The following is a 24,654-nucleotide window of genomic DNA, read 5'->3' on the forward strand; positions in this document are numbered from 1 at the left end:
TCCTGCGGCTGAAGATAATCTTAAGGAGGAAATTGCAGATTCGATGATTTACCTTATAAGAATTGCCAATATTCTGGAGATTGATTTGCCTGTAGAGATCAATAAAAAAATAGAGAAAAATAAAATTCGATATGGAAAGCAAAGTGGTTAGGCGGGTTTTTTTTCTTGCTGTAAATACAGGGTATACAAAAGACGGAACCCCTGACAGACGTTTTTTAGACTTCTACTCTGAAAGAAGTGGCAGAGGGCTCCATTGCGCTATCGTGGGTAATGTGGCGATACCCAGCGGATTTGGTACAAATAGCAATACGCCACGGATTGAAATAAATCCAATTTGGGGTGAGGTAGCGGAGGCTATTGCAAGTAGAGGCACCCTTCCAGGGATACAGCTAAGTACAACTTGGGAGAATTACGTTGGGGCAAAGAATTTTATAGCCAAAACGCCACTTGAGCAATTGACGAACTATAAAAACGTAGCATCAAAATTTGATGATGACCATGTCCGAGCGCAGTTCGCATCACTCGAAACCGCTACCAAAGTCGCAGTTGATTCAGGCTTCAAGCACATTCAGCTTCACGCTGCTCATGGTTATTTTTTTAATCTTGTTCTTGATAATCGATTTTCAAATAATCATGGCTTAGCGATAGAGTTAACTCATAAGTGGCTTGAGTTGGCAATAGGGGCGGAGGTCGAAACCTCTATCCGAATATCGGCTGTTACTGGGGCTGAAAATTTTGATTTGGAGCAAAGCTCTTTCCTTGAGGAAATTGTAAAAGTTCCCTTTGATTTTCATGATATATCTGAAGGGTTTTACAATATTAACAAAAAACTAATATATCCATCCATACAAAAAATATTGGATGAACGTATTGATCGGAGTGTTGCTCTTGCCGTTAAGTATCCAGAAAATAATTTTATCGTGTCTGGTAAGTCGCGTATTCTGGAGCTAGAAAATGTACCTGAAAATGTCCATGTTGGTATCTGCAGGGATCTTATAGCTAACGCGAATTTTTTGGATGAGCAAGAAAGAGGATGTAAAAATAAAATGAAGTGTCACTATTATTCTCGAGGAGAAAGCTTTATGACTTGCGGTCAATGGGGGCGGGGGACAAGCACTTTATAGTATTAGCAACATCGAAAGAGCGTTCGGGTGGGGGGATTGCAAGAGGCTGATTATAGCAAGTGGGCGCTCGGGCATGTTGTTCGCTGCACTCACCATTGTGTCTGCATCAGTGTTCCCGATATTTTTGTTGGGGAAGCTGTTTACGTTGAATTTTCTGGTTGTGATGCTGGTGTTACTGCGTCGTTTTTTGCATGCGCTGTCATATTCATATTCTTCAGTGTTGCTTTTATTCTTACAAAAATAAGGTCCAATATTGGATGGGGCTGGAGTCGATGATTTCAATTAAGGCAGGTTGGGAATTGATGAGTGGGGCGTGGCGCGAGTTTCATTGAATGTCTTTCAAATAGTCCTTGAGAGCAGCAAGCGGGACGTAAAATTGCTCCATCGCCTGCGCAATGCTGAGTTTTGCTGCCAGTCGATGCAGTTCGCGTCCCAGAACGGAATCAATACCGCCGACAGCATTCAGCGCCAAACCCAAGCATTCATCCACTTTTCCCTGAATCCCCTCAACATCCCCCCTCCTTACCAACAACCCAAAAACCTCCCGCTCATAATCACTCATGATCGGATCATCCCGCAAAATCGGACTCGATCCCTCGGTCTCATAAGCCAGCTTCAGACAGAACAAAGCAACAGTTTCCAGCAGCAGTTCCATGGGATGAATCCTTGAGAATTGTCGTACCAACCGAGAACGATAAGATCAAAAGCATCGCCAGCAAGCCGGCTCTTACAGGTCGGCGGGGTGTCAGGTGCTTTTCTACAGGCGAAAAAAAAGGCCTTGCTAAGCAAGACCTTTCTTAATTTTGGTGCCCCGAGGGAGACTCGAACTCCCACTCCTTTCGAAAACGGATTTTGAATCCGCCGCGTCTACCAATTCCGCCATCAGGGCTCAATGGCGGCGAAGTATAGAGATGAGATTACCGTCGGTCAATCAGGTACATAGAGAATTTTCACTATTTCGGCTAGACTTCCGGCCCCTGCTAGACGAACCCCATCATGCGCGTTGCTGACTTTACTTTCGAACTCCCTGATTCGCTGATTGCTCGCCACCCTTTGGCCGAGCGTCGCAACAGTCGCCTGTTGACCCTGGATGGGGTCAGCGGCGCCCTGGCGCACCGTCAATTCACTGATTTGCTTGAGCATTTGCGCCCGGGCGATTTGATGGTGTTCAACAATACCCGGGTGATTCCGGCGCGGCTGTTTGGCCAGAAGGCTTCCGGCGGCAAGCTGGAAATCCTGGTGGAGCGGGTGCTCGACAGTCATCGCGTGCTGGCCCATGTGAGGTCCAGCAAGTCGCCGAAGCCGGGTTCGAAGATCCTGATCGATGGCGGTGGCGAGGCCGAGATGCTGGCGCGTCACGATGCGTTGTTCGAGCTGGGGTTTAGCGAGGAGGTGTTGCCGCTGCTCGACCGCGTCGGGCACATGCCGCTGCCTCCTTATATAGACCGCCCGGATGAAGGCTCGGACCGCGAGCGTTATCAGACGGTGTACGCCCAGCGCCTGGGCGCGGTGGCGGCGCCGACGGCGGGGTTGCATTTCGATCAGCCGCTGATGGAGGCGATTGCCGCCAAGGGCGTCGAGACCGCGTTCGTGACCTTGCACGTGGGCGCGGGTACGTTCCAGCCGGTGCGGGTCGAGAAGATCGAAGACCATCACATGCACAGCGAATGGCTGGAAGTCGGCCAGGACGTGGTTGATGCCGTCGCCGCTTGTCGCGCTCGCGGTGGTCGTGTGGTGGCGGTGGGGACCACCAGCGTGCGTTCCCTGGAAAGCGCCGCGCGCGATGGCGTGCTCAAGCCGTTCAGTGGCGACACCGACATCTTTATCTACCCGGGCCGGCCGTTTCATGTGGTCGATGCCCTGGTCACCAACTTTCATTTGCCCGAATCCACGCTGTTGATGCTGGTTTCGGCGTTCGCCGGTTATCCCGAAGCCATGGCCGCTTATAAAGCCGCCGTGGAGCATGAATACCGCTTTTTCAGCTACGGTGATGCGATGTTTATCACCCGTAATCCCGCACCACGTGGCCCTGAGGACAAAGAATGAGTCGCCAAAGTCGTATGTCGTTTGAGTTGCTTGCTACTGACGGCAAGGCTCGTCGCGGTCGTTTGACCTTCCCTCGCGGTACCGTCGAGACCCCGGCGTTCATGCCGGTCGGTACTTACGGCACCGTGAAGGGCATGTTGCCGCGGGATATCACCGCCACTGGCGCGGAAATCATTCTGGGCAACACCTTCCACTTGTGGCTGCGTCCTGGCACCGAAGTGATCAAGAAGCACGGCGACCTGCACGATTTCATGCAGTGGAAAGGCCCGATTCTTACAGACTCTGGCGGTTTCCAGGTGTTCAGCCTGGGCGCGATGCGCAAGATCAAGGAGGAGGGCGTGACCTTCGCTTCTCCGGTGGACGGCGCCAAAGTGTTCATGGGTCCGGAAGAGTCGATGCAGGTCCAGCGTGACCTGGGCTCGGACATTGTGATGATTTTCGACGAATGCACGCCGTACCCGGCTGACGAAGACGTCGCGCGCATTTCCATGGAGCTGTCGTTGCGTTGGGCCAAGCGTTCGAAAGAAGCCCATGGCGACAACACGGCGGCGCTGTTCGGTATCGTGCAGGGCGGCATGCACCAGGACCTGCGCATGCGTTCGCTGGAAGGCCTCGACCAGATCGGTTTCGATGGCCTGGCCATTGGCGGTCTGTCGGTGGGCGAGCCCAAGCACGAGATGATCAAGGTGCTGGATTACCTGCCGGGCCAGATGCCGGCTGACAAACCTCGTTACCTTATGGGCGTTGGCAAACCGGAAGATCTGGTTGAGGGTGTGCGCCGCGGTGTGGACATGTTCGATTGCGTGATGCCAACCCGTAATGCCCGCAATGGGCATCTGTTCATTGATACTGGCGTGCTGAAGATCCGTAACGCGTTCCATCGCCATGATGATTCGCCGCTCGATCCGACCTGCGATTGCTATACCTGCCAGAACTTCTCCCGCGCTTATCTGCATCATCTGGACAAGTGCGGCGAAATGCTGGGAAGCATGCTCAATACCATCCATAACTTGCGTCATTATCAAGTGCTTATGGCTGGTTTGCGCGAGGCTATTCAACAGGGTACATTGGCCGCCTTTGTCGATGCCTTCTACGCCAAACGCGGGTTACCTGTTCCGCCTTTGGACTGAGTTTTCTGACCCCAAGATTCAACATTTGCAACTGGAGTGCTAAATGAGCTTTTTTATCTCGAATGCCATGGCTGACGCTGCTGCACCGGCCGCTGCCGGCCCAATGGGTGGCGGTTTTGAGTGGATTTTCCTGGTCGGTTTCCTGGTCATCTTCTACCTGATGATCTGGCGTCCACAGGCCAAGCGCGCCAAAGAGCAGAAGAACCTGCTGAGCAGCCTGCAGAAAGGCGACGAAGTTGTGACCACCGGCGGCATCGCCGGCAAGATCACTAAAGTGGCTGATGATTTCGTGGTTCTGGAAGTTTCCGACACCGTCGAAATGAAGTTCCAGAAAGGCGCCATTGCCGCCACGCTGCCAAAAGGCACGCTGAAAGCGATCTAAGTTTCAACTTCTACTCAATCGACGGGGCGCGCAAGGCGCCCCGCGTCATAAGCGGGCGGCGTGATGCTGAACAAATACCCTCTGTGGAAATACATTCTGATCCTGGCGGTGCTGGCGGTCGGTCTGATTTATTCCGCTCCCAATCTATATCCTGATGACCCGGCCATTCAGGTCAGCGGTGCAAGCACTGCGCTGCAAGTCAATCAGGCTGATCTGGATCGTGTGAGCGCTGCGCTCAAGGAATCCGGGATCAACGTCAAGGCAGCCACGCTGGCGGCCAACGGCAAGGGCGGTCTGATTCGTCTGACCAAGGCTGAAGACCAGCTGCCGGCCAAAGACGTCGTGCGCAAGGCATTGGGTGATGACTACGTCGTTGCACTGAACCTGGCACAAACCACCCCGCAATGGTTGCGCAGCCTGGGCGCGCACCCGATGAAGCTGGGTCTGGACTTGTCCGGTGGTGTGCACTTCCTGCTGGAAGTGGACATGGACAAAGCCCTCGACGCACGTTTGAAAGTGTACGAAGGCGATGTAAAGAGCCTGTTGCGTAAAGAGAAACTGCGCTATCGCAGCCTGCCGCAACTCAACGGTGCCATCCAGCTGGGCTTCGCTGATGAAGCTTCCCGCGAACAGGCCCGCGCACTGATCCGCAAGAACTTCAACGATTTCGACATTGTTCCGGCCGACCTCAATGGTCAGGCGGTGCTGCGTCTGGCGATGACCCCGGCCAAGCTGGCGGAAATCCGCGAATACTCCATCAAGCAGAACTTGACCACGGTACGTAACCGCGTCAACGAACTGGGTGTTGCCGAACCGATCGTTCAGCGTCAGGGCGCCAACCGCATCGTGGTTGAGCTGCCGGGCGTGCAGGACACCGCAGAAGCCAAGCGTATCCTCGGCAAGACGGCCAACCTTGAGTTCCGTCTGGCGGCTGAGCCTGGCGCTTCGAAAGCCACTTCCGAGACTTTCGAGTTCCGTGAAGGCAATCGTCCGCCGGCACAGATCGAGCGTGGCCTGATCATCACCGGTGACCAGGTGACTGATGCCAAGGCTGGCTTCGGTGAGCAAGGCACGCCAGAAGTGAACATCCGTCTGGATGGCCACGGTGGCGAACTGATGAGCCGCGCGACGCGCAGCAACGTCGGTCGCAGCATGGCGGTGATCTTCATCGAGCAACGTCCGGTTACCACTTACGTCAAGCAAGTGGTTAACGGCGTCGAGAAAGACGTACCGGTTCAAACCTTCAAGGAAGAGAAGAAGATCATCAGCCTGGCGACCATTCAGTCGCCGCTGGGTGCTCAATTCCGCATCACTGGCCTGAATGGTCAGGGCGAGTCGTCCGAACTGGCGCTGTTGCTGCGTGCCGGTGGTCTGGCTGCACCGATGTACTTCGCTGAAGAGCGCACAATTGGCCCGAGCCTGGGTGCCGACAACATCACCAAAGGTATCGATGCATCGCTGTGGGGCATGCTGTTTGTCTCGCTGTTCATCATCGCCATCTACCGCTTCTTCGGCATCATCGCCACCGTCGCGCTGGCGGTGAACATGGTGCTGCTGCTGGCCCTGATGTCGCTGCTGGGTGCAACGCTGACCCTGCCGGGTATCGCCGGTATCGTATTGACCATGGGTATGGCGGTCGACGCCAACGTGCTGATCTTCTCGCGGATTCGTGAAGAGATCGCGGCGGGCATGACCGTACAGCGGGCAATCAACGAAGGCTTCGGCCGGGCATTTACTGCGATTCTCGACGCCAACCTGACAACACTGTTGGTCGGCGGGATTCTCTTTGCGATGGGCACCGGCCCGGTCAAAGGCTTCGCAGTGACCATGTCCCTCGGGATCTTTACCTCGATGTTCACGGCCATCATGGTGACCCGCGCGATGGTCAACCTGATCTTCGGCGGTCGTGACTTCAAGAAGTTGTGGATTTAAGGGGCTGCCATGTTACGTACAATCAACTTCATGGGCGTTCGCAACGTTGCGTTCGGCGTCACATTGTTCCTTACCGTGCTGGCCCTGTTCAGCGTCGCCACCAAGGGCATGAACTGGGGCCTGGACTTCACCGGCGGTACGCTCATCGAGCTGACCTACGAGCGTCCGGCCGATGTCACCAAGGTGCGTGAGCAACTGGCGACTTCGGGTTATCACGAGGCAATCGTGCAGAGCTTCGGTGCGACTACCGATTTGCTGGTGCGCATGCCGGGTGAAGACCCGCAGCTGGGTCATCAAGTGGCGGAAGCGCTGCTGAAAGTCGGCGGCGACAACCCGGCAACGGTCAAGCGCGTCGAGTTCGTCGGCCCGCAGGTCGGTGAAGAGCTGCGCGACCAGGGCGGCCTCGGCATGCTGATGGCGCTGGGCGGCATCCTGATCTACCTGGCGTTCCGCTTTCAGTGGAAGTTTGCGGTCGGTGCGATCGTATCCTTGATCCACGACGTGATCGTGACCATCGGTATCCTGTCGTTCTTCCAGATCACCTTCGACCTGACGGTATTGGCGGCGGTGCTGGCGATCATTGGTTACTCGCTCAACGACACCATCGTGGTATTCGACCGGGTTCGTGAGAACTTCCGGGTGCTGCGCAAGGCCAACCTGATCGAGAACATCAACATCTCGACCACGCAAACCCTGCTGCGGACCATGGCGACTTCGATCTCCACCTTGCTGGCGATCGCGGCACTGCTGTTCTTCGGTGGCGACAACCTGTTCGGCTTCTCCATCGCCCTGTTTATCGGTGTTCTGGCGGGTACTTACTCGTCGATCTACATCGCTAACGTGGTGCTGATCTGGCTGAACCTGAGCAGCGAAGATCTGATTGCTCCTGTGGCCACTGACAAGGAAGTCGACGACCGTCCATAACGGCCATCGCTTTTCCAGCTGTCAGCCGAAAAAGGCGCGAGTTGAACTCGCGCCTTTTTTTATGCTCCAAGGCTGGGAGAAGCGCGGACATGTTCCGCATGTGATGGTCAGGAGGTTCATGTGAACAAGTCGTTGCTGGTTGGTGCGGTATTGGGTGCTGTCGGTGTGACTGCCGGGGGTGCTGTTGCCACCTACAGCCTGGTTAAAAGCGGCCCTGAGTATGCGCAAGTTCTAGCCGTTGAACCGGTCAAGACACAAATCAAAACGCCACGTGAAGTGTGCAAGGACGTCGCAGTGACCCGGCAGGCGCCGGTGAAAGATCAACACCAGATTGCCGGTACAGTGGTGGGTGCGCTGGCAGGTGGTCTGTTGGGTAACCAGATCGGCGGTGGCACCGGCAAGAAAATTGCCACGGTTGCGGGCGCGGTCGGTGGTGGTTATGCCGGCAACAAGGTCCAGGAAGGCATGCAGGAGCGTGACACCTACACCACGACTCAAACTCGCTGTAACACCGTGAATGACATCAGCGACAAGGTTGTTGGGTACGACGTCCGTTACTCGCTGGACGGCAAGGAAGGCAAGGTGCGGATGGATCGCGATCCGGGCAACCAGATTCCGGTGGATAAAGAAGGTAAGTTGATCCTGTCGCAGAATCAGCAGGGTCAGTAAATCGCTCAGATTCAAAAAGAAGCACCCTTTGGGGTGCTTTTTTTGTGCCCGGAATTCATGCGTCACCACAAATCCCCTGTGGGAGCGGGCTTGCCCGCGATGGCGTCATCAACTGCACCATCAATATAGACTGACACTCCGCTATCGCGGGCAAGCCCGCTCCCACAGGGATCTACAGTGTTCTTGAGGGTGGATTTGCAGGCATAAAAAAAGCACCCCGAAGGGTGCTTTTTCTGTCGCGGGAAGCTTAGCGCTTCAGCGAGGCCGGCAGGTGCGGCTGGATCGCCGTCAGCACTGCCTTGAAGCACTTGGTGTTGCCGGCAACGATGTGGCCTTTCTCAAGGAAATCGTGACCGCCGGTGAAGTCGCTCACCAAACCGCCGGCTTCCTGGATCAGCAGGGCGCCTGCAGCCATGTCCCACTCAGACAGGCCCGACTCCCAGAATGCGTCGAAACGGCCAGCAGCCACATAGGCCAGGTCCAGGCTCGCCGAGCCAGCGCGGCGGATGCCGGCAGTCTGGCCAACCAGGGCGCGGAACATGCCCAGGTAGTTGTCGAGGTTGTCCATCTGGTCGTCGCGGAACGGGAAACCGGTACCCAGCAGGGCGCCGTCCAGGCTGGTGCGACCGCTGACGCGCAGGCGACGACCGTTCAGTTGAGCGCCGCGACCACGGCTGGCGGTGAATTCTTCCTGGCGAACCGGGTCCAGAACAACAGCGTGTTCCAGGCGACCGCGGTATTTGCAGGCGATGCTGACAGCGAAATGAGGAATGCCGCGCAGGAAGTTGGTGGTGCCATCCAGTGGATCGATGATCCACAGGTATTCTTCGCCTTCGATCCCGGTGCCGGCGTGCATGCCGGTTTCTTCACCCATGATCGAGTGATTCGGGTAAGCCTTGCGCAGCGCGTCGATGATTTTCTGTTCAGCGGCGCGGTCCACCTCGGATACGTAATCCTTGGCGTCTTTTTCGTCGACCTTGATGGTATCCAGGCGCTCGATGGAGCGGAAGATCAATTCACTGGCGCTGCGGGCGGCGCGCAGCGCGATATTCAGCATGGGCTGCATGGATGTGTCACCTAAGGTTGTTAAAGAAAGCCGGGCATTCTATCAGAACTTTTCTACAGGAGAAGGTCGGCGTTCGCTTTCATAGCTTAACGGTAGTAGGCGCTGTAAGATTCGGCTCCCCTTTATTGTGTTCGAGAACGCCTCCCGTGCTGCATAACATTCGTGTCGTCCTGGTCAATACCAGCCACCCCGGCAATATCGGCGGGGCTGCGCGTGCCATGAAGAACATGGGCCTGTCGCGGCTGGTGCTGGTCGAACCGAGGTTGTTCCCGCATCACGAGGCCGATGCCCGCGCCTCCGGTGCCGGCGACATCCTTGAAAACGCGCAAGTCGTCGCCACCTTGGAAGATGCCTTGGTCGGCTGCAATCTGGTGCTCGGCACCAGCGCTCGTGACCGGCGTATTCCCTGGCCGCTCCTCGATCCTCGCGAATGCGGGACGAAAGTGGTCGAGGAAGCAGGGCAGGGCGCCGAGATTGCCTTGGTGTTTGGTCGTGAAGATTCCGGCCTGACCAATGAAGAGCTGCAGCGATGTCATTATCACGTGCACATCCCATCAGACCCTGAGTTCAGCTCGCTGAACCTTGGGGCAGCGGTGCAGGTGTTGAGCTATGAAGTGCGTATGTCCTGGCTCGCGGCCCAAGGCCAGCCGAGCAAGGTCGAGAAGGAAGAAGTGGCATCGGTCAAAAGCGCTGAGCTGGCGACCATGGATGAGCTGGAACGGTTCTATGAGCACCTGGAACAAACCCTGGTCGCCATCGAATTCCTCGATCCCGAGAAACCACGGCACTTGATGGCGCGCCTGCGTCGGTTGTACGGACGAAGCTCGGTCAGCCGGGCGGAAATGAATATATTGCGTGGCATCCTCACGGAAACCCAGAAAGCGGCCCGTGGTGAGCTTCTAAAGCGGAAGGATTAAAAATGTTCGAGCGTTTGCGTGAAGATATCCAGAGTGTTTTCCATCGTGACCCGGCGGCGCGTAACGCTTTTGAAGTCCTGACTTGCTACCCGGGCATGCACGCCATCTGGATTCATCGTTTGTCTTCGATGTTGTGGCGAGCGGACCTGAAATGGCTGGCGCGGCTGGTGTCGAACTTCGGCCGCTGGTTGACCGGGATCGAGATCCATCCGGGCGCCAAGGTCGGTCGTCGGTTCTTTATTGACCATGGCATGGGCATTGTCATCGGTGAAACCGCTGAAATCGGCAACGACGTCACGCTTTATCAAGGTGTGACGCTCGGTGGCACCAGTTGGAATAAAGGTAAGCGTCATCCGACTCTGGAAGATGGCGTTGTGGTGGGTGCTGGTGCCAAGGTGCTCGGCCCGTTCACCGTGGGGGCGGGGGCCAAGGTGGGCTCCAATGCCGTGGTGACCAAGGCTGTGCCGGCCGGGGCGACGGTGGTTGGCATTCCGGGGCGGATCATCGTCAAATCCGATGAGGAGCAGGACGCCAAGCGCAAGGCCATGGCCGAGAAGATCGGTTTCGATGCCTACGGTGTCGGCGAAGACATGCCCGATCCGGTGGCGCGCGCGATCAATCAGTTGCTCGATCATTTGCAGGCGGTTGATGGGCGTCTGGAGGGGATGTGCGGGGCGCTGAAGGATCTGGGCAGCAATTACTGTGCGAAAGATCTGCCTGAGCTGCGCGAAGAAGACTTCGCGTGTGTGAAGGACAAGGATCAGAGCCAGGCCGGCTAGGCCGAGTCGACTTTAGTCGCGGGCAAGCCCGCATCCACAAGGTCTCGGGTGAAACACCGATTGTGTGAACAACGAGATCCCTGTGGGGGCGGGCTGGCCCGCGATGAACGATAACGCGGTACTACTGGCTGTCACAGGCCAGCCTTTGTTATGATGCGGCCGCTCTTTTGCGGGTAAACCTGACTAAAGTACTAGGTCTTATAGTTGACTTAAATACTCGGGAATTGCATACTCGCCCCATTCCGAACTCCGTGGTAATTGTCCATGCGACTGACTACAAAAGGCCGATACGCCGTGACCGCCATGCTCGATCTGGCGTTGCACGCGCAGCACGGGCCGGTGTCCCTGGCCGATATCTCCGAGCGCCAAGGCATCTCCCTGTCCTACCTCGAACAGCTTTTCGCCAAATTGCGCCGCAGCAATCTGGTGTCCAGCGTCCGTGGTCCGGGCGGCGGCTACCAGCTGTCCCGCGACATGCAGGGCATCCAGGTCGCCCAGGTGATCGATGCGGTAAACGAATCGGTCGACGCCACCAAGTGCCAGGGCCAAGGGGATTGCCATCAAGGCGACACCTGCCTGACCCACCACCTGTGGTGCGACCTGAGCTTGCAGATCCACGAATTTCTGAGCGGTATCAGCTTGGCTGATCTTGTCACTCGCCGTGAGGTACAAGAAGTAGCCCAGCGTCAGGACCAGCGCCGTTGCAACAGCAAGGCGCCGCGCCTGGACAAGATTGAAGCGTCCGCCGTCGAATGACAGCCAGAGAGCTAACGGCACGCCAGCCAGCCTGATTTAGGAGATAGTCCATGAAATTGCCGATTTACCTTGATTACTCTGCGACCACCCCGGTTGATCCGCGTGTTGCGCAAAAAATGAGTGAATGCCTGCTGGTCGACGGAAACTTCGGTAACCCGGCGTCCCGTTCCCACGTGTTCGGCTGGAAAGCTGAAGAGTCGGTCGAAAACGCTCGTCGTCAGGTCGCAGACCTGGTCAACGCCGACCCGCGTGAAATCGTCTGGACCTCCGGTGCTACCGAATCCGACAACCTGGCAATCAAGGGTGCGGCGCATTTCTATGCGACCAAAGGCAAGCACCTGATCACCACCAAGATTGAGCATAAGGCTGTCCTCGACACCATGCGCCAACTGGAGCGTGAAGGCTTCGAAGTAACCTACCTCGAGCCTCAGACCGATGGCCTGATCACGCCGGCGATGATCGAAGCAGCGTTGCGTGACGACACCATCCTGGTCTCGGTCATGCACGTGAACAACGAAATCGGCACCATCAACGACATCGCCGCCATCGGCGAACTGACCCGTTCCAAGGGCATCCTGTTCCACGTCGACGCTGCTCAGTCCACCGGCAAGGTCGACATCGATCTGCAGAAGCTGAAAGTCGACATGATGTCGTTCTCCGCCCACAAAACCTACGGCCCTAAAGGCATCGGCGCGCTGTACGTCAGCCGCAAGCCGCGTGTGCGCATCGAAGCGACCATGCACGGCGGCGGTCACGAGCGTGGCATGCGTTCCGGCACCCTGGCGACCCACCAGATCGTCGGCATGGGCGAAGCCTTCCGCGTAGCCAAGGAAGACATGGCGGCCGAAAACGTGCGTATCAAAGCCCTGAGCGACCGTTTCTTCAAGCAGGTCGAAGACCTGGAAGAGCTGTACGTCAACGGCAGCATGACCGCCCGCGTTCCGCACAACCTGAACCTGAGCTTCAACTATGTTGAAGGCGAGTCGCTGATCATGGCGCTCAAGGATCTGGCAGTTTCGTCCGGCTCGGCCTGCACCTCGGCTTCGCTGGAGCCTTCGTACGTACTGCGCGCCCTGGGCCGCAACGACGAACTGGCACACAGCTCGATCCGCTTCACCTTCGGCCGTTTCACCACCGAAGAAGAAATCGACTACGCCGCGCAGAAAGTCTGCGAGGCCGTTACCAAGCTGCGCACCCTGTCGCCGCTGTGGGACATGTACAAAGACGGTGTCGACATTTCGAAAATCGAGTGGGCGGCACACTGATTTCAAGTCGCCGCAAACCAGCCCTGTCGAACCCAGGTTCCCAGGGCTTCAAGAGCGACTCTCTGATGAGTGAGGATTAAGAATCATGGCTTACAGCGAAAAGGTCATCGACCACTACGAAAACCCGCGTAACGTCGGCAAGATGGACGCGGAAGACCCGGATGTCGGCACTGGCATGGTCGGCGCTCCGGCGTGCGGCGACGTGATGCGCCTGCAAATCAAGGTCAACGAGCAAGGCATCATCGAAGATGCCAAGTTCAAGACCTACGGTTGCGGTTCGGCTATCGCCTCCAGCTCCCTGGCGACCGAGTGGATGAAAGGCAAGACTCTGGATGAAGCAGAGACCATCAAAAACACTCAGCTGGCCGAAGAACTGGCCCTGCCGCCGGTGAAAATTCACTGCTCCGTACTTGCTGAAGACGCTATCAAAGCGGCCGTTCGCGACTACAAGCAGAAGAAAGGCTTGATCTGAATTTTTGGCGACGAGTAAGGAGTCACCGATGGCTATCAGCATGACAGAAGCGGCTGCTCAACACGTGCGACGCTCCCTCAACGGGCGCGGCAAAGGTGAAGGGATTCGTCTGGGTGTTCGCACCACAGGCTGTTCCGGCCTTGCCTACGTGCTGGAGTTTGTCGACGAGGTGGTTGCAGAGGATCAGGTGTTCGAAAGTCACGGCGAGAAAGTGATCATCGACCCTAAAAGCCTGGCCTACCTGGACGGCACCGAGCTCGATTTCGTCAAGGAAGGGTTGAACGAAGGCTTCAAGTTCAACAACCCCAACGTACGCGGTGAATGTGGCTGCGGCGAAAGCTTCAACATCTGAGGCTTCTTGTGGGTACTCCTTGTCATTTCGCTTTATTTGAGCTGCAACCGAGTTTCAATCTGGATCTCGACCAGCTGGCTACGCGCTACCGTGAGTTGGCGCGCAGTGTTCATCCGGACCGTTTTGCGGACGCTTCCGAGCGCGAGCAGCGGTTGGCGCTAGAGCAATCCGCGAGCCTCAACGAGGCCTATCAGACGCTCAAAAGTCCCCCGAAGCGCGCGCGATACCTGCTCGCTCTGAATGGTGGCGAGCTGCCGCTGGAGGTCACGGTGCATGATCCGGAGTTTCTTCTGCAGCAGATGGCGCTGCGTGAAGAGCTCGAAGACCTGCAGGACAGCGCTGATCTGGCCGGTGTTGCGGTGTTCAAGCGTCGCCTGAAAACCGCGCAGGATGAACTGAACCAAAGCTTCGCAGCCTGTTGGAACGATGCAGCGCAACGCGAGCAGGCCGAACGCCTGATGCGGCGCATGCAGTTCCTCGACAAGCTCACCTACGAAGTGCGCCAGTTAGAAGAGCGCCTCGACGATTAACCCAGTGCCGCTCCGGTCGCACGCCTGATATACAGATAAGTCCTGATCACGATGGCCCTACTGCAGATCGCCGAACCCGGCCAAAGTCCTCAACCGCACCAGCGTCGTCTGGCTGTGGGGATCGACTTGGGCACTACCAATTCGCTGGTCGCTGCATTGCGCAGTGGTCTTTCCGAGCCTCTGGCCGACGCTGACGGGCAGGTCATTCTGCCGTCTGCCGTGCGCTACCACGCCGATCGCGTCGAAGTGGGCGAGTCGGCCAAACTGGCTGCCGCTGCCGATCCGTTGAACACAGTGCTGTCGGTCAAGCGCTTGATGGGTCGTGGTCTGTCCGACGTCAAGCAATTGGGCGATCAACTGCCGTACCGCTTTGTCGGCGGCGAGTCGCACATGCCGTTCATCGACACCATTCAGGGGCCGAAAAGCCCGGTCGAAGTCTCCGCCGATATCCTCAAGGTGCTGCGTCAGCGCGCCGAGGCTACTCTGGGTGGCGAACTGGTTGGCGCGGTGATCACCGTTCCGGCCTATTTCGACGATGCTCAGCGTCAAGCCACCAAGGACGCGGCCAAGCTGGCCGGCCTGAACGTGCTGCGTTTGCTCAATGAGCCGACCGCTGCTGCCGTGGCCTACGGTCTGGATCAGCACGCTGAAGGTCTGGTCGCGATTTATGACCTGGGCGGCGGCACCTTCGATATTTCTATTCTGCGCCTGACCGGCGGTGTGTTCGAAGTGCTGGCCACTGGTGGCGACAGCGCCCTGGGCGGCGATGACTTCGACCATGCGATTGCCGGCTGGATCATAGAGAGCGCCGGTTTGTCCGCCGACCTCGATCCGGGTGCGCAGCGCAATCTGCTGCAAACCGCTTGCGCGGCCAAAGAAGCCCTGACCAATGCTGGCGCCGTAGAAGTCGCTTACGGCGACTGGAACGCCGAGCTGACCCGCGAAGCGTTCAATGCGCTGATCGAGCCAATGGTTGCTCGCAGCCTGAAAGCCTGTCGCCGCGCCGTGCGTGATTCCGGTATCGAGCTGGAAGAAGTGCACGCCGTGGTCATGGTCGGCGGTTCGACCCGCGTCCCTCGTGTTCGTGAAGCAGTCGCCGAGGCCTTTGGTCGCCAGCCGCTGACCGAAATCGATCCGGATCAAGTGGTGGCCATCGGTGCCGCGATCCAGGCCGATACCTTGGCTGGCAACAAGCGCGATGGTGGCGAACTGTTGTTGCTTGACGTGATTCCGTTGTCCCTGGGGCTGGAAACCATGGGCGGCCTGATGGAGAAGGTGATTCCGCGCAACACCACCATCCCCGTCGCTCGCGCCCAGGACTTCACCACGTACAAAGATGGTCAGTCGGCCATGGCGATTCACGTATTGCAGGGCGAGCGTGAGCTGATCAGCGACTGCCGCTCCCTGGCGCGCTTCGAGTTGCGCGGCATTCCGGCGATGGTGGCCGGTGCGGCAAAGATTCGCGTGACCTTCCAGGTTGACGCCGACGGCCTGCTCAGCGTCTCGGCCCGTGAATTGGGTTCGGGCGTTGAAGCCAGCATCCAGGTCAAGCCGTCCTACGGCCTGACCGACGGCGAAATCGCCAAAATGCTCAAGGATTCGTTCCAGCACGCCAACGACGACAAGGTCGCCCGTGTATTGCGTGAACAGCAAGTCGATGCCCAGCGCCTGATCGAAGCGGTGCAAGCCGCCCTCGAGGCTGACGGCGAGCGTTTGCTCGACGCCGAAGAGCGCATGGTCATCGAATTGCAGATGCAGGAACTGACCGAACTGATGAAAGGTACCGATGGCTACGCCATCGAGCAGCAGACCAAGCGTCTGTCGCAAGTGACCGACGCCTTTGCTGCCCGCCGCCTGGACTCGACGGTGAAAGCCGCACTGGCGGGGCGCAACCTGAATGAAATCGAGGATAACTGATGCCGCAGGTCATTTTTCTGCCCCACGAGAAGTTCTGCCCGGAAGGCATGGTTGTCGAGGCTGAGCCCGGCATCTCCATTCTCGAGCTGGCCCATGAACACCACATCGAGATGGAAAGTGCCTGCGGTGGCGTCTGCGCCTGCACTACTTGTCACTGCATCATCCGCGAAGGTTTTGACTCGCTGGAAGAAGCGGATGAACTGGAAGAAGACTTTCTTGATCGGGCCTGGGGTCTGGAAGCGCAATCGCGTCTAGGCTGTCAGGCGATCGTCGGGACCGAAGACCTGACCGTCGAAATTCCGAAATACTCGCTCAACCACGCCGCCGAAGCGCCGCACTGATTCAAGGAACTGTCATGAGTCTCAAGTGGACTGATGTACTGGAAATCGCAATCCAGCTGGCCGAAAGCAAGCCTGATGTTGACCCAATGTCGGTCAACTTCGTCGATCTGCGCAAATGGGTGATGGAATTGCCCGAGTTCGACGACAAGCCTGAACATTGTGGCGAAAAGATCCTGGAGGCCATTCAGGCCCACTGGATCGAAGAACGCGACTGAGCCACGCTGCAGGTTAGGCAATACCCAAGAACCCGCGTATAATTCGCGGGTTTAATTTTTCACAAATTACCGTTTCTGGAGTTACACCATGGCTGTTCAACGTACTTTCTCCATCATCAAGCCTGACGCTGTTGCAAAAAACGTCATCGGCGAGATCACCACTCGTTTCGAAAAAGCAGGCCTGCGCGTTGTAGCTTCGAAACTGAAGCAACTGTCCAAAGCCGAAGCTGAAGGCTTCTACGCTGAGCACAGCGCTCGTGGTTTCTTCGGCGACCTGGTTGCTTTCATGATCTCCGGTCCGGTTGTCGTTCAGGTTCTGGAAGGCGAAAACGCTATCGCTCTGAACCGTGAGCTGATGGGCGCTACCAACCCTAAAGAAGCTGCTGCCGGCACCATCCGTGCTGACTTCGCTGATTCCATCGATGCCAACGCTGTACACGGTTCGGACTCCGAAGCCGCTGCTGCTCGCGAAATCTCGTACTTCTTCGCAGCTACTGAAGTAACCACTCGCTAAGCATTGGCTTAAGAGTGAAGGTGAATCCATGACTACATCGACTGTAAAAACCAACCTGCTGGGTCTGACTCAACAGGAAATGGAAAAATTCTTCGACTCGATCGGGGAGAAGCGTTTCCGTGCCGGTCAGGTAATGAAATGGATTCACCACCTTGGCGTCGATGATTTCGACGCCATGACGAACGTCAGCAAGGCCTTGCGCGACAAGCTCAAGGTTATTGCCGAAGTTCGCGGTCCTGAAGTCGTCAGCGAGGACATTTCCACCGACGGCACCCGTAAGTGGGTGGTGCGCGTGGCATCCGGCAGCTGCGTCGAGACCGTTTACATTCCCCAGGGCAAACGCGGCACTCTGTGCGTTTCGTCCCAGGCAGGCTGTGCCCTGGATTGCAGTTTCTGCTCCACCGGCAAGCAAGGTTTCAACAGCAACCTCACCGCCGCCGAAGTCATCGGTCAGGTGTGGATTGCCAATAAATCGTTCGGCAGCATCCCGGCAACTGCCGACCGTGCCATCACCAACGTGGTGATGATGGGCATGGGCGAGCCGCTGCTGAACTTCGACAACGTCGTTGCGGCCATGCATCTGATGATGGACGACCTGGGTTACGGCATTTCCAAGCGCCGTGTGACCCTGTCGACCTCCGGCGTGGTGCCGATGATCGATGAGCTGTCCAAGCACATCGACGTCTCCCTGGCGTTGTCCCTGCACGCACCGAACGACGCATTGCGTAACCAATTGGTGCCGATCAACAAGAAGTATCCGCTTAAGATGTTGCTCGAGTCGTGCCAGCGCTACATGTCGTCGCTGGGCGAAAAGCGCGTGCTGACCATCGAGTACACCTTGCTCAAAGACATCAACGACAAGGTTGAACATGCCGTTGAGATGATCGAGCTGCTCAAGAACATCCCGTGCAAGATCAACCTGATTCCGTTCAACCCGTTCCCGCATTCCGGTTACGAGCGTCCGAGCAACAACGCGATTCGCCGTTTCCAGGATCAGCTTCACCATGCCGGCTTCAATGTCACCGTACGCACCACCCGCGGTGAAGACATCGATGCCGCGTGTGGCCAATTGGTAGGGCAGGTGCTGGATCGCACCCGTCGCAGTGAACGTTATATCGCCGTGCGCGAGTTGAGCGCTGACAGCGATATGGCGCAGAACGCTGCGAAATAATTCAAGAGAGGATCTCTATGTCCCTGCGCTTCGCGCTGCTTGTGCTGTTGGCCAGTCTCTGTACTGGTTGCGTCCTGTCGGGCGATTTCAATCCGATGAAGACCAGCAAGGGCCGCGATGAAGCGCGTGTTGCCTACGTGCAACTGGGTTTGGGCTACTTGCAGCAGGGTATGACCGAGCGCGCCAAGGTGCCGCTGAAAAAGGCCTTGGAGCTCGACAGCTCGGACCCTGACGCCAACGCCGCTTTGGGTCTGGTGTTTCAGGCGGAGATGGAGCCGGAGCTGGCGGACGAGCATTTTCGCAAGGCGCTGTCGTCCCGGTCCAACGATGCACGCATCCTGAATAATTACGGCAGTTTTCTTTTCGAACAGAAACGTTACAAAGAGGCTTACGAGCGCTTCGAACAAGCCGCCGCCGATACCCTGTATCCTGAGCGTTCACGGGTGTTCGAGAACCTGGGCATGACCGCTTCCAAGCTTGGCCAGCGTGATCTGGCCCGGCAGCAACTGGAAAAAGCCCTGCGTTTGAACCGTCAGCAACCCCGCGCATTGCTGGAAATGGCTGAGTTGTCTTACGAAGACAGGCATTATGTGCCCTCGCGTGACTATTACGACCGTTTTAGCCTGCTCGCGGAGCAAAATGCACGTAGTCTATTGCTCGGCGTTCGGCTGGCAAAAGTGTTTGAAGATCGCGATAAGGCCGCCAGTTTTGGCCTGCAATTAAAACGACTCTATCCCGGTTCGCCGGAATATCAGCAATACCTGTCGGAGCAATGATGAAAGCGGCGCATCCCGAAGTTGTAGCAGCGAATCGCGTTAACCCCGGTGAGACTTTGCGCCAGGCCCGCGAAAGCAATGGCTGGTCGCTGGCCGAAGTGGCCCTCAAGCTCAACCTCACCGTTAATTCCCTGAGTAATCTGGAAGCCGGCGCATTCGACAAGCTGCCGGGGCATACTTTCGCTCGCGGTTATATTCGCGCGTACGCCAAATTGCTGGGCATGGACCAGACCGTTCTGGTTCAACAGTTCGACCAATCCACCGGCACTGACTCCCAGGGCGCCAACGTCCACAGCCTGGGTCGCATTGAAGAGCCGGTGCGGGTTTCTCACACTATTCTGCGAATCGTCAGCCTGCTGTTGCTGATCGCGGTGATCGGCGGTGGTTTTGTCTGGTGGCAGGATCAAACCTCATTGCGCACCAAAGACCTGATCAGTCTGAGTCCGGAGCACGTTGAAGTCGAAGGCGCCGACGGCACCACCCAGATCCATCCGCTGGACGAGCCGGAAGACCAGGCTGTCGCGGAAGGCCAGGCGGAAGGCTCGACGTCGCTGGCATTGCCGCAAGCCGAAAATTCCACTGACGCACCGGCCGACGCTGAAGCCACTGCGCCTGCAGTTGCTCCAACCGCACCGGTTTCCCCAGCACCTGCTGCACCGACGCACAGCACCGCGCCGGTTGTCGCGACGCCGGTAGCGCCATCCCCGACCGCACCTGTGGTATCGACCCCGCCTGCGAGCGCTTCGGTCACACCAACAATTCCTGCTCCGGCAGCGGCTGCCCCGGTTGCCGGCCAAGGCCAGGTTCAACTGCAATTCACCGCCGATTGCTGGACACAAGTCACCGACGGCAGCGGCAAAGTGCTGGTGAGTGGCCTCAAGCGTAAAGGCGAAAACGTTACTGTCAGCGGCAAGCCACCGTTTGCCGTGCGCCTGGGCTTCGCCCGTGGTGCGCAGGTCAGCTACAACGGACAGGTGGTTGATGTCGCTCCGTTCACCAGTGGCGAGACTGCTCGCCTGAAGTTGGGTCAATAAGTCATGCACGGCGAATCTCCAATCAAGCGTCGCGAATCCCGGAAAATCTGGGTCGGTAACGTACCTGTTGGCGGCGATGCGCCCATCGCTGTGCAGAGCATGACCAACAGCGACACCAATGATGTCGCCGCCACTGTCGCCCAGATCAATCGTCTGGAAGCCGCTGGCGTCGATATCGTGCGCATTTCCGTGCCGGACATGGACGCCGCCGAAGCTTTCGGCAAGATCAAGCAACTGGTCAAAGTGCCGTTGGTGGCCGACATTCACTTCGACTACAAGATCGCTCTGCGCGTAGCCGAATTGGGTGTTGATTGCCTGCGCATCAACCCGGGCAACATTGGTCGCGAAGACCGCGTGCGTGCGGTAGTCGATGCCGCCCGCGATCGCGGGATTCCGATCCGCATCGGCGTCAACGCCGGTTCCCTGGAAAAAGACCTGCAAAAGAAATACGGCGAGCCGACACCGGCCGCGCTGGTCGAGTCTGCCCTGCGTCACGTCGAGCACCTTGAGCGCCTGAACTTTCAGGACTTCAAGGTCAGCGTGAAAGCCTCCGACGTGTTCATGGCCGTCGCTGCTTACCGCCTGCTGGCCAAGGAAATCGTCCAGCCGCTGCACTTGGGCATCACCGAAGCCGGTGGTTTGCGTTCAGGCACAGTGAAATCCGCCGTGGGCCTCGGTATGCTGCTCGCCGAAGGGATTGGCGATACTATCCGCATCTCGTTGGCGGCTGACCCGGTCGAGGAAGTGAAAGTCGGCTACGACATTCTCAAATCCCTGCACCTGCGTTCCCGTGGCATCAACTTCATCGCCTGCCCGAGCTGCTCGCGGCAGAACTTCGATGTGGTCAAAACCATGAACGAGCTGGAAGGGCGCCTCGAAGATCTGCTGGTGCCGCTGGATGTCGCGGTTATCGGGTGCGTGGTCAACGGGCCGGGCGAAGCCAAGGAAGCCCATATCGGCTTGACCGGCGGCACGCCAAACCTGATTTACATCGACGGCAAGCCGTCGCAGAAACTGACTAATGACAATCTGGTGGATGAGCTTGAACGCTTGATCCGCCAGAAAGCGGCCGAAAAGGTCGAGGCTGACGCAGCTGTAATCGCTCGCGGCTGATCGAACGAATTTAAGGATTTAAAGTGAGCAAGTCTCTGCAAGCCATACGTGGCATGAACGACATCCTGCCCGAACAGACTCCCCTGTGGCGTCATTTCGAGGGCACCGTTTCGCGTCTGCTGGATAACTACGGTTACAAGCAGATCCGTATGCCGATCGTCGAGTTCACCGAGCTGTTCAAGCGCTCCATCGGTGAAGTGACCGACATCGTCGAAAAAGAGATGTACACCTTCGAAGACCGTAACGGTGATTCGCTGACCCTGCGCCCTGAAGGCACGGCGGCCTGCGTGCGTGCGGTGCTCGAACACGGCATCACTGGCGGTGGCCAGGTGCAGAAGCTTTGGTACATCGGCCCGATGTTCCGCCACGAACGTCCGCAGAAAGGCCGTTATCGCCAGTTTCACCAGATCGGTGTCGAGGTGTTCAACCTCGATGGTCCGGATATCGACGCCGAGCTGATCGTGCTGACCTGGCGCCTGTGGGGCGAGCTGGGTATCCGTGATGCGGTCAAGCTTGAGCTCAATAGCCTGGGCACCAGCGAATCCCGTGGTCGTTATCGCGAAGCACTGGTCGAATTCCTGTCCGCGCACCTGGACAAGCTCGACGAAGACAGCCAGCGCCGTCTGAAGACCAATCCGTTGCGCGTTCTGGACACCAAGAACGCCGACACTCAAGCGATCCTGGTCGACGCGCCGAAAATGGCCGACTACCTCGACGACGAATCCCGCGCGCACTTCGAGGGCCTCAAGGCTCGCCTGGACGCCGCCGGTATTCCTTACGTGATCAACCCGAAGCTGGTACGCGGGCTCGATTACTACAGCAAGACCGTTTTCGAATGGGTCACCGACAAGTTGGGCGCTCAGGGCACCGTGTGTGCCGGCGGTCGTTACGACGGTCTGGTGGAACAGATGGGCGGCAAGCCGACCCCGGGCGTTGGTTTCGCCATGGGCATCGAGCGTCTGGTGCTGCTGCTTGAGACCCTGGAGCAGATCCCGCAAGAGATCTCCCGTCAGGTCGACGTCTATCTCTGCGCATTCGGCGAGGCTGCCGAGTTGGCGGCCCTGAAGTTGAGCGAAAAGGTTCGCGATCAATTGCCCAACCTGCGCCTGCAGATCAATGCCGGCGCCGGCAGCTTCAAAAGCCAGTTCAAGAAAGCCGACAAGAGCGGTGCACTGTACGCATTGATCCTCGGTGACGACGAAATGGCCCAGCAAGTGGTAGGTTTCAAACCCCTGCGTGGCCAGGGCGAACAACAAAGCATTGCCTGGGATGCGCTTGCTGCACACCTGGCCACCTGCGTCGTGCAGGGTTGAAGCTGTCATAAACAGCCGATTTAGCGATTAAGGAGTATTGGGGTGTCGAGTACCGAAGACGAAAACCTGGCGGATTTGAAGGACTGGTGGACACGCAACGGCAAGCCCCTGGTCACTGGCGGCCTGTTGGCGCTGGTCATCGTGTTCGGCTGGCAGGCCTTTCACAAGTATCAGAGCAATCAGTCGCAAGGCGCCTCGATTCTCTATCAGCAATTGCTCGAAACCACGCTGACGCCTGACGGCAAGCCTGATGCCGCCCGTGTTTCGGACCTGGCCGGCAAGCTCAACAGCGAATTTGGCGGTAGCGCCTACGCACAATATGGCAGCCTGTTCGTGGCGAAAGTCGCGGTCGACAGCGGCAAGCTGGACGACGCTGCCACCGAGCTGAAAGCCATCGTTGCCAAACCGGCCAACCCGGCACTGGGCGAAATCGCCCGTCAGCGCCTGGCGCAGGTACTGGCCGCGCAGAGCAAGGTCGATGAAGCCCTGAAGCTGCTCGAAGGCGATGCCGATAAAGCATTCCTGGCCACTCGCGAAGAACTCAAGGGCGACCTGCTGGTGCAGTTGGGTCGTACCGACGAAGCAAACGCTGCGTATCAAAAAGCCAAGGCGGCATTGTCGGATGAAGCGGCAGTCGGTGGCCTACAAATCAAGCTGGACGATCTGGCCAAAGGGGATGCGTGACGTGATCCGTTGGAAACATGCAGCATTGCTGGCTCTGGCCGTTTTGGCCGCGGGTTGCAGCAGCAACAGCAAAAAAGAATTGCCACCTGCCGAGCTGGTCGACTTCAAAGAAGAAGTGGTCCTGCAAAAACAGTGGAGTCGTTCGATCGGTGACGGTCAGGGCGAAACCTACAACATGCTGGTTCCGGCGATCGATGGCGATACCATCTATGCCGCCGACGTCACTGGCGTGGTGATGGCGATGGATCGCAGCAATGGCGACGTCAAATGGAAGAAAGATCTTGAGCTGCCCGTTTCCGGCGCCGTTGGCGTGGGTTATGGCCTGCTCGTGATCGGAACGACCAAGGGCGAAATCGTTGCGATGGACGCCACCAACGGTGAAGAGAAATGGCGCGCTCGCGTGTCCAGCGAAGTGCTCGCGCCGCCGGCCAACAACGGTGACGTGGTTGTCGTTCAGACTCAGGATGACCGTCTGATCGGTCTGGATGCCGCTACCGGCAACCAGCGCTGGTTGTATGACAGCACGCCTGCCGTCCTGACCCTGCGTGGCACCAGTGCGCCGATCGTGACCAACCGCCTCGCAGTGGCTGGCTTGTCGACCGGTAAAGTGGTTGCGCTCGATATCTCCAACGGCGTGCCGGTGTGGGAACAGCGGGTTGCGATCCCACAAGGTCGTTCGGAACTGGAGCGCGTTGTCGATATCGACGGCGGCTTGCTGCTGTCCGGCGGTACGTTGTACGTCGCCAGCTACCAGGGTCGCGTTGCGGCACTGGACCTGGAAAGCGGTCGTCAGCTCTGGCAGCGTGATGCGTCCAGCTATGCCGGCGTTGCCCAGGGTTTCGGCACTGTGTACGTGAGCCTTTCTTCGGGCACCGTTGAAGGCGTCGACGAGCGTTCCACCACGGCTTTGTGGAGCAACGACTCGCTGGCTCGCCGTCAACTGTCGGCTCCGGAAGTGTTCTCCAGCTATGTTGCAGTCGGTGACATGGAAGGCTACGTCCACCTGCTGAGCCAGGTAGACGGTCGCTTCGTCGGCCGCGAACGCATCGACAGCGACGGTCTGCGTGCCCGTCCGCTGGTGGTGGGTGACACGATTTATCTGTATGGCAACAGCGGCAAACTGGAAGCCCTGACCATCAAGTAACGACTATGCTTGGGGTTTAACCCCCAAGCGGCCCCGTCCTGCGGGGCTCGCAGCGTTTCCAAGCGCTGCCCCGAGCACCAGCCGCTGC

At 57.8% G+C, this 24,654-nt stretch carries 27 protein-coding genes and 1 tRNA gene; 25 read left to right on the top strand and 3 right to left on the bottom strand.

From position 1 onward, the window contains the following. The first annotated feature begins 131 nt into the window (after window positions 1-131). On the top strand, window positions 132-1,124 hold the full coding sequence (locus F8N43_RS09150; protein WP_150653667.1) for a hypothetical protein: 993 nt from the start codon (window positions 132-134) through the stop codon (window positions 1,122-1,124). A gap of 325 nt (window positions 1,125-1,449) precedes the next feature. On the opposite strand, the gene F8N43_RS09155 is transcribed toward F8N43_RS09150, so the two are convergent. Both F8N43_RS09155 and F8N43_RS09160 read right to left on the bottom strand, forming a co-directional pair. Then, a complete protein-coding gene (locus F8N43_RS09155) occupies window positions 1,450-1,779 on the bottom strand; it encodes a hypothetical protein (protein WP_150653668.1) in 330 nt (109 codons plus the stop codon). 149 nt (window positions 1,780-1,928) lie between these two features. Further along, window positions 1,929-2,013: transfer RNA gene (locus F8N43_RS09160), tRNA-Leu, on the bottom strand. Window positions 2,014-2,120: 107 nt separating this feature from the next. Here F8N43_RS09160 and queA point away from each other — a divergent pair. The 6 genes from queA to F8N43_RS09190 all read left to right on the top strand — a co-directional run bounded on the left by queA (window position 2,121) and on the right by F8N43_RS09190 (window position 8,207). Continuing rightward, a complete protein-coding gene (queA, locus tag F8N43_RS09165) occupies window positions 2,121-3,170 on the top strand; it encodes a tRNA preQ1(34) S-adenosylmethionine ribosyltransferase-isomerase QueA (protein ID WP_150638960.1) in 1,050 nt (349 codons plus the stop codon). 14 nt (window positions 3,171-3,184) lie between these two features. Next, a complete protein-coding gene (gene tgt / locus F8N43_RS09170) occupies window positions 3,185-4,300 on the top strand; it encodes a tRNA guanosine(34) transglycosylase Tgt (RefSeq protein WP_170219133.1) in 1,116 nt (371 codons plus the stop codon). A gap of 43 nt (window positions 4,301-4,343) precedes the next feature. Next, window positions 4,344-4,682 carry a preprotein translocase subunit YajC gene (yajC, locus tag F8N43_RS09175; RefSeq protein WP_007916913.1) on the top strand — a complete coding sequence of 113 codons (339 nt, stop codon included), beginning with the start codon at window positions 4,344-4,346 and terminating at the stop codon, window positions 4,680-4,682. Window positions 4,683-4,745: 63 nt separating this feature from the next. Beyond that, window positions 4,746-6,614, top strand: a complete 1,869-nt coding sequence (secD, locus tag F8N43_RS09180) for a protein translocase subunit SecD (protein WP_150653669.1) — start codon at window positions 4,746-4,748, stop codon at window positions 6,612-6,614. A gap of 9 nt (window positions 6,615-6,623) precedes the next feature. Continuing rightward, on the top strand, window positions 6,624-7,538 hold the full coding sequence (gene secF, locus F8N43_RS09185; RefSeq protein ID WP_150631950.1) for a protein translocase subunit SecF: 915 nt from the start codon (window positions 6,624-6,626) through the stop codon (window positions 7,536-7,538). A gap of 120 nt (window positions 7,539-7,658) precedes the next feature. Then, entirely contained in the window at window positions 7,659-8,207 is a 549-nt protein-coding gene (locus F8N43_RS09190) for a glycine zipper 2TM domain-containing protein (protein ID WP_150631951.1), read from the top strand. Between the two features lie 247 nt (window positions 8,208-8,454). Here the strand turns inward: F8N43_RS09190 and suhB are convergent, their stop codons facing one another. Next, window positions 8,455-9,273, bottom strand: a complete 819-nt coding sequence (suhB, locus tag F8N43_RS09200; RefSeq protein WP_008014726.1) for an inositol-phosphate phosphatase — start codon at window positions 9,271-9,273, stop codon at window positions 8,455-8,457. A 146-nt stretch (window positions 9,274-9,419) separates the two neighbouring features. On the opposite strand from suhB, the gene trmJ reads away from it, so the two are divergent. The 18 genes from trmJ to bamB all read left to right on the top strand — a co-directional run bounded on the left by trmJ (window position 9,420) and on the right by bamB (window position 24,566). Continuing rightward, window positions 9,420-10,190 (top strand): tRNA (cytosine(32)/uridine(32)-2'-O)-methyltransferase TrmJ, encoded by a 771-nt coding sequence (gene trmJ, locus F8N43_RS09205; RefSeq protein ID WP_008045111.1) that lies wholly within the window; start codon window positions 9,420-9,422, stop codon window positions 10,188-10,190. Window positions 10,191-10,192: 2 nt separating this feature from the next. Next, window positions 10,193-10,969, top strand: coding sequence for a serine O-acetyltransferase (cysE, locus tag F8N43_RS09210; protein WP_150653670.1), 777 nt, complete (start codon window positions 10,193-10,195; stop codon window positions 10,967-10,969). A gap of 264 nt (window positions 10,970-11,233) precedes the next feature. Further along, window positions 11,234-11,725 carry a Fe-S cluster assembly transcriptional regulator IscR gene (gene iscR / locus F8N43_RS09215; RefSeq protein WP_007903581.1) on the top strand — a complete coding sequence of 164 codons (492 nt, stop codon included), beginning with the start codon at window positions 11,234-11,236 and terminating at the stop codon, window positions 11,723-11,725. A gap of 50 nt (window positions 11,726-11,775) precedes the next feature. Further along, window positions 11,776-12,990: an IscS subfamily cysteine desulfurase gene (locus tag F8N43_RS09220; RefSeq protein ID WP_150631953.1), complete on the top strand. Its 1,215-nt coding sequence runs from the start codon at window positions 11,776-11,778 to the stop codon at window positions 12,988-12,990. Between the two features lie 85 nt (window positions 12,991-13,075). Then, the gene (gene iscU / locus F8N43_RS09225) at window positions 13,076-13,462 is read left to right on the top strand and encodes a Fe-S cluster assembly scaffold IscU (RefSeq protein ID WP_003443374.1); all 387 of its coding nucleotides are present in this window, start codon (window positions 13,076-13,078) and stop codon (window positions 13,460-13,462) included. A 28-nt stretch (window positions 13,463-13,490) separates the two neighbouring features. Continuing rightward, entirely contained in the window at window positions 13,491-13,814 is a 324-nt protein-coding gene (gene iscA / locus F8N43_RS09230; RefSeq protein ID WP_007903589.1) for an iron-sulfur cluster assembly protein IscA, read from the top strand. Between the two features lie 8 nt (window positions 13,815-13,822). Next, complete coding sequence (gene hscB / locus F8N43_RS09235; RefSeq protein ID WP_150631962.1) at window positions 13,823-14,344, top strand: co-chaperone HscB; 522 nt, start codon at window positions 13,823-13,825, stop codon at window positions 14,342-14,344. A 51-nt stretch (window positions 14,345-14,395) separates the two neighbouring features. Further along, complete coding sequence (hscA, locus tag F8N43_RS09240) at window positions 14,396-16,261, top strand: Fe-S protein assembly chaperone HscA (RefSeq protein WP_150653671.1); 1,866 nt, start codon at window positions 14,396-14,398, stop codon at window positions 16,259-16,261. Next, window positions 16,261-16,602 carry an ISC system 2Fe-2S type ferredoxin gene (fdx, locus tag F8N43_RS09245; protein ID WP_008014719.1) on the top strand — a complete coding sequence of 114 codons (342 nt, stop codon included), beginning with the start codon at window positions 16,261-16,263 and terminating at the stop codon, window positions 16,600-16,602. Before hscA ends, fdx begins: the two co-directional genes overlap by 1 nt. 14 nt (window positions 16,603-16,616) lie before the next feature. Then, complete coding sequence (gene iscX, locus F8N43_RS09250; RefSeq protein WP_017123703.1) at window positions 16,617-16,817, top strand: Fe-S cluster assembly protein IscX; 201 nt, start codon at window positions 16,617-16,619, stop codon at window positions 16,815-16,817. An 88-nt stretch (window positions 16,818-16,905) separates the two neighbouring features. Then, window positions 16,906-17,331 carry a nucleoside-diphosphate kinase gene (ndk, locus tag F8N43_RS09255; RefSeq protein WP_007916882.1) on the top strand — a complete coding sequence of 142 codons (426 nt, stop codon included), beginning with the start codon at window positions 16,906-16,908 and terminating at the stop codon, window positions 17,329-17,331. Between the two features lie 28 nt (window positions 17,332-17,359). After that, on the top strand, window positions 17,360-18,502 hold the full coding sequence (rlmN, locus tag F8N43_RS09260) for a 23S rRNA (adenine(2503)-C(2))-methyltransferase RlmN (RefSeq protein ID WP_150638954.1): 1,143 nt from the start codon (window positions 17,360-17,362) through the stop codon (window positions 18,500-18,502). Window positions 18,503-18,519: 17 nt separating this feature from the next. Then, entirely contained in the window at window positions 18,520-19,278 is a 759-nt protein-coding gene (pilW, locus tag F8N43_RS09265; protein ID WP_150631956.1) for a type IV pilus biogenesis/stability protein PilW, read from the top strand. Beyond that, window positions 19,278-20,312: a helix-turn-helix domain-containing protein gene (locus F8N43_RS09270; RefSeq protein ID WP_150653672.1), complete on the top strand. Its 1,035-nt coding sequence runs from the start codon at window positions 19,278-19,280 to the stop codon at window positions 20,310-20,312. Before pilW ends, F8N43_RS09270 begins: the two co-directional genes overlap by 1 nt. 3 nt (window positions 20,313-20,315) lie before the next feature. Further along, window positions 20,316-21,425 (top strand): flavodoxin-dependent (E)-4-hydroxy-3-methylbut-2-enyl-diphosphate synthase, encoded by a 1,110-nt coding sequence (ispG, locus tag F8N43_RS09275; protein WP_010457850.1) that lies wholly within the window; start codon window positions 20,316-20,318, stop codon window positions 21,423-21,425. Window positions 21,426-21,448: 23 nt separating this feature from the next. Beyond that, a complete protein-coding gene (gene hisS / locus F8N43_RS09280; RefSeq protein WP_150638952.1) occupies window positions 21,449-22,738 on the top strand; it encodes a histidine--tRNA ligase in 1,290 nt (429 codons plus the stop codon). A gap of 42 nt (window positions 22,739-22,780) precedes the next feature. Further along, on the top strand, window positions 22,781-23,422 hold the full coding sequence (locus tag F8N43_RS09285) for a tetratricopeptide repeat protein (protein WP_150633836.1): 642 nt from the start codon (window positions 22,781-22,783) through the stop codon (window positions 23,420-23,422). Next, window positions 23,415-24,566: an outer membrane protein assembly factor BamB gene (gene bamB, locus F8N43_RS09290; RefSeq protein ID WP_017340310.1), complete on the top strand. Its 1,152-nt coding sequence runs from the start codon at window positions 23,415-23,417 to the stop codon at window positions 24,564-24,566. The genes F8N43_RS09285 and bamB overlap by 8 nt, the downstream gene beginning before the upstream one ends. Window positions 24,567-24,654: the final 88 nt, after the last annotated feature.

This window comes from Pseudomonas fluorescens (genome assembly GCF_902498065.1).
GTDB classification, from domain to species: Bacteria; Pseudomonadota; Gammaproteobacteria; order Pseudomonadales; family Pseudomonadaceae; genus Aquipseudomonas; species Aquipseudomonas fluorescens_BJ.

Bases quoted from the DNA above. Each gene is read 5' to 3' on its own strand.
- F8N43_RS09270 (WP_150653672.1), top strand. From the start codon at position 19,278: ATGAAAGCGGCGCATCCCGAAGTTGTAGCAGCGAATCGCGTTAACCCC.
- cysE (WP_150653670.1), top strand. From the start codon at position 10,193: ATGTTCGAGCGTTTGCGTGAAGATATCCAGAGTGTTTTCCATCGTGAC.
- fdx (WP_008014719.1), top strand. From the start codon at position 16,261: ATGCCGCAGGTCATTTTTCTGCCCCACGAGAAGTTCTGCCCGGAAGGC.
- secF (WP_150631950.1), top strand. From the start codon at position 6,624: ATGTTACGTACAATCAACTTCATGGGCGTTCGCAACGTTGCGTTCGGC.
- rlmN (WP_150638954.1), top strand. From the start codon at position 17,360: ATGACTACATCGACTGTAAAAACCAACCTGCTGGGTCTGACTCAACAG.
- iscR (WP_007903581.1), top strand. From the start codon at position 11,234: ATGCGACTGACTACAAAAGGCCGATACGCCGTGACCGCCATGCTCGAT.
- suhB (WP_008014726.1), bottom strand. From the start codon at position 9,273: ATGCAGCCCATGCTGAATATCGCGCTGCGCGCCGCCCGCAGCGCCAGT.
- tgt (WP_170219133.1), top strand. From the start codon at position 3,185: ATGTCGTTTGAGTTGCTTGCTACTGACGGCAAGGCTCGTCGCGGTCGT.
- yajC (WP_007916913.1), top strand. From the start codon at position 4,344: ATGAGCTTTTTTATCTCGAATGCCATGGCTGACGCTGCTGCACCGGCC.
- F8N43_RS09155 (WP_150653668.1), bottom strand. From the start codon at position 1,779: ATGGAACTGCTGCTGGAAACTGTTGCTTTGTTCTGTCTGAAGCTGGCT.
- ndk (WP_007916882.1), top strand. From the start codon at position 16,906: ATGGCTGTTCAACGTACTTTCTCCATCATCAAGCCTGACGCTGTTGCA.
- queA (WP_150638960.1), top strand. From the start codon at position 2,121: ATGCGCGTTGCTGACTTTACTTTCGAACTCCCTGATTCGCTGATTGCT.
- F8N43_RS09220 (WP_150631953.1), top strand. From the start codon at position 11,776: ATGAAATTGCCGATTTACCTTGATTACTCTGCGACCACCCCGGTTGAT.
- iscX (WP_017123703.1), top strand. From the start codon at position 16,617: ATGAGTCTCAAGTGGACTGATGTACTGGAAATCGCAATCCAGCTGGCC.
- iscU (WP_003443374.1), top strand. From the start codon at position 13,076: ATGGCTTACAGCGAAAAGGTCATCGACCACTACGAAAACCCGCGTAAC.
- bamB (WP_017340310.1), top strand. From the start codon at position 23,415: ATGCGTGACGTGATCCGTTGGAAACATGCAGCATTGCTGGCTCTGGCC.
- F8N43_RS09150 (WP_150653667.1), top strand. From the start codon at position 132: ATGGAAAGCAAAGTGGTTAGGCGGGTTTTTTTTCTTGCTGTAAATACA.
- ispG (WP_010457850.1), top strand. From the start codon at position 20,316: ATGCACGGCGAATCTCCAATCAAGCGTCGCGAATCCCGGAAAATCTGG.
- hscA (WP_150653671.1), top strand. From the start codon at position 14,396: ATGGCCCTACTGCAGATCGCCGAACCCGGCCAAAGTCCTCAACCGCAC.
- secD (WP_150653669.1), top strand. From the start codon at position 4,746: ATGCTGAACAAATACCCTCTGTGGAAATACATTCTGATCCTGGCGGTG.
- pilW (WP_150631956.1), top strand. From the start codon at position 18,520: ATGTCCCTGCGCTTCGCGCTGCTTGTGCTGTTGGCCAGTCTCTGTACT.
- iscA (WP_007903589.1), top strand. From the start codon at position 13,491: ATGGCTATCAGCATGACAGAAGCGGCTGCTCAACACGTGCGACGCTCC.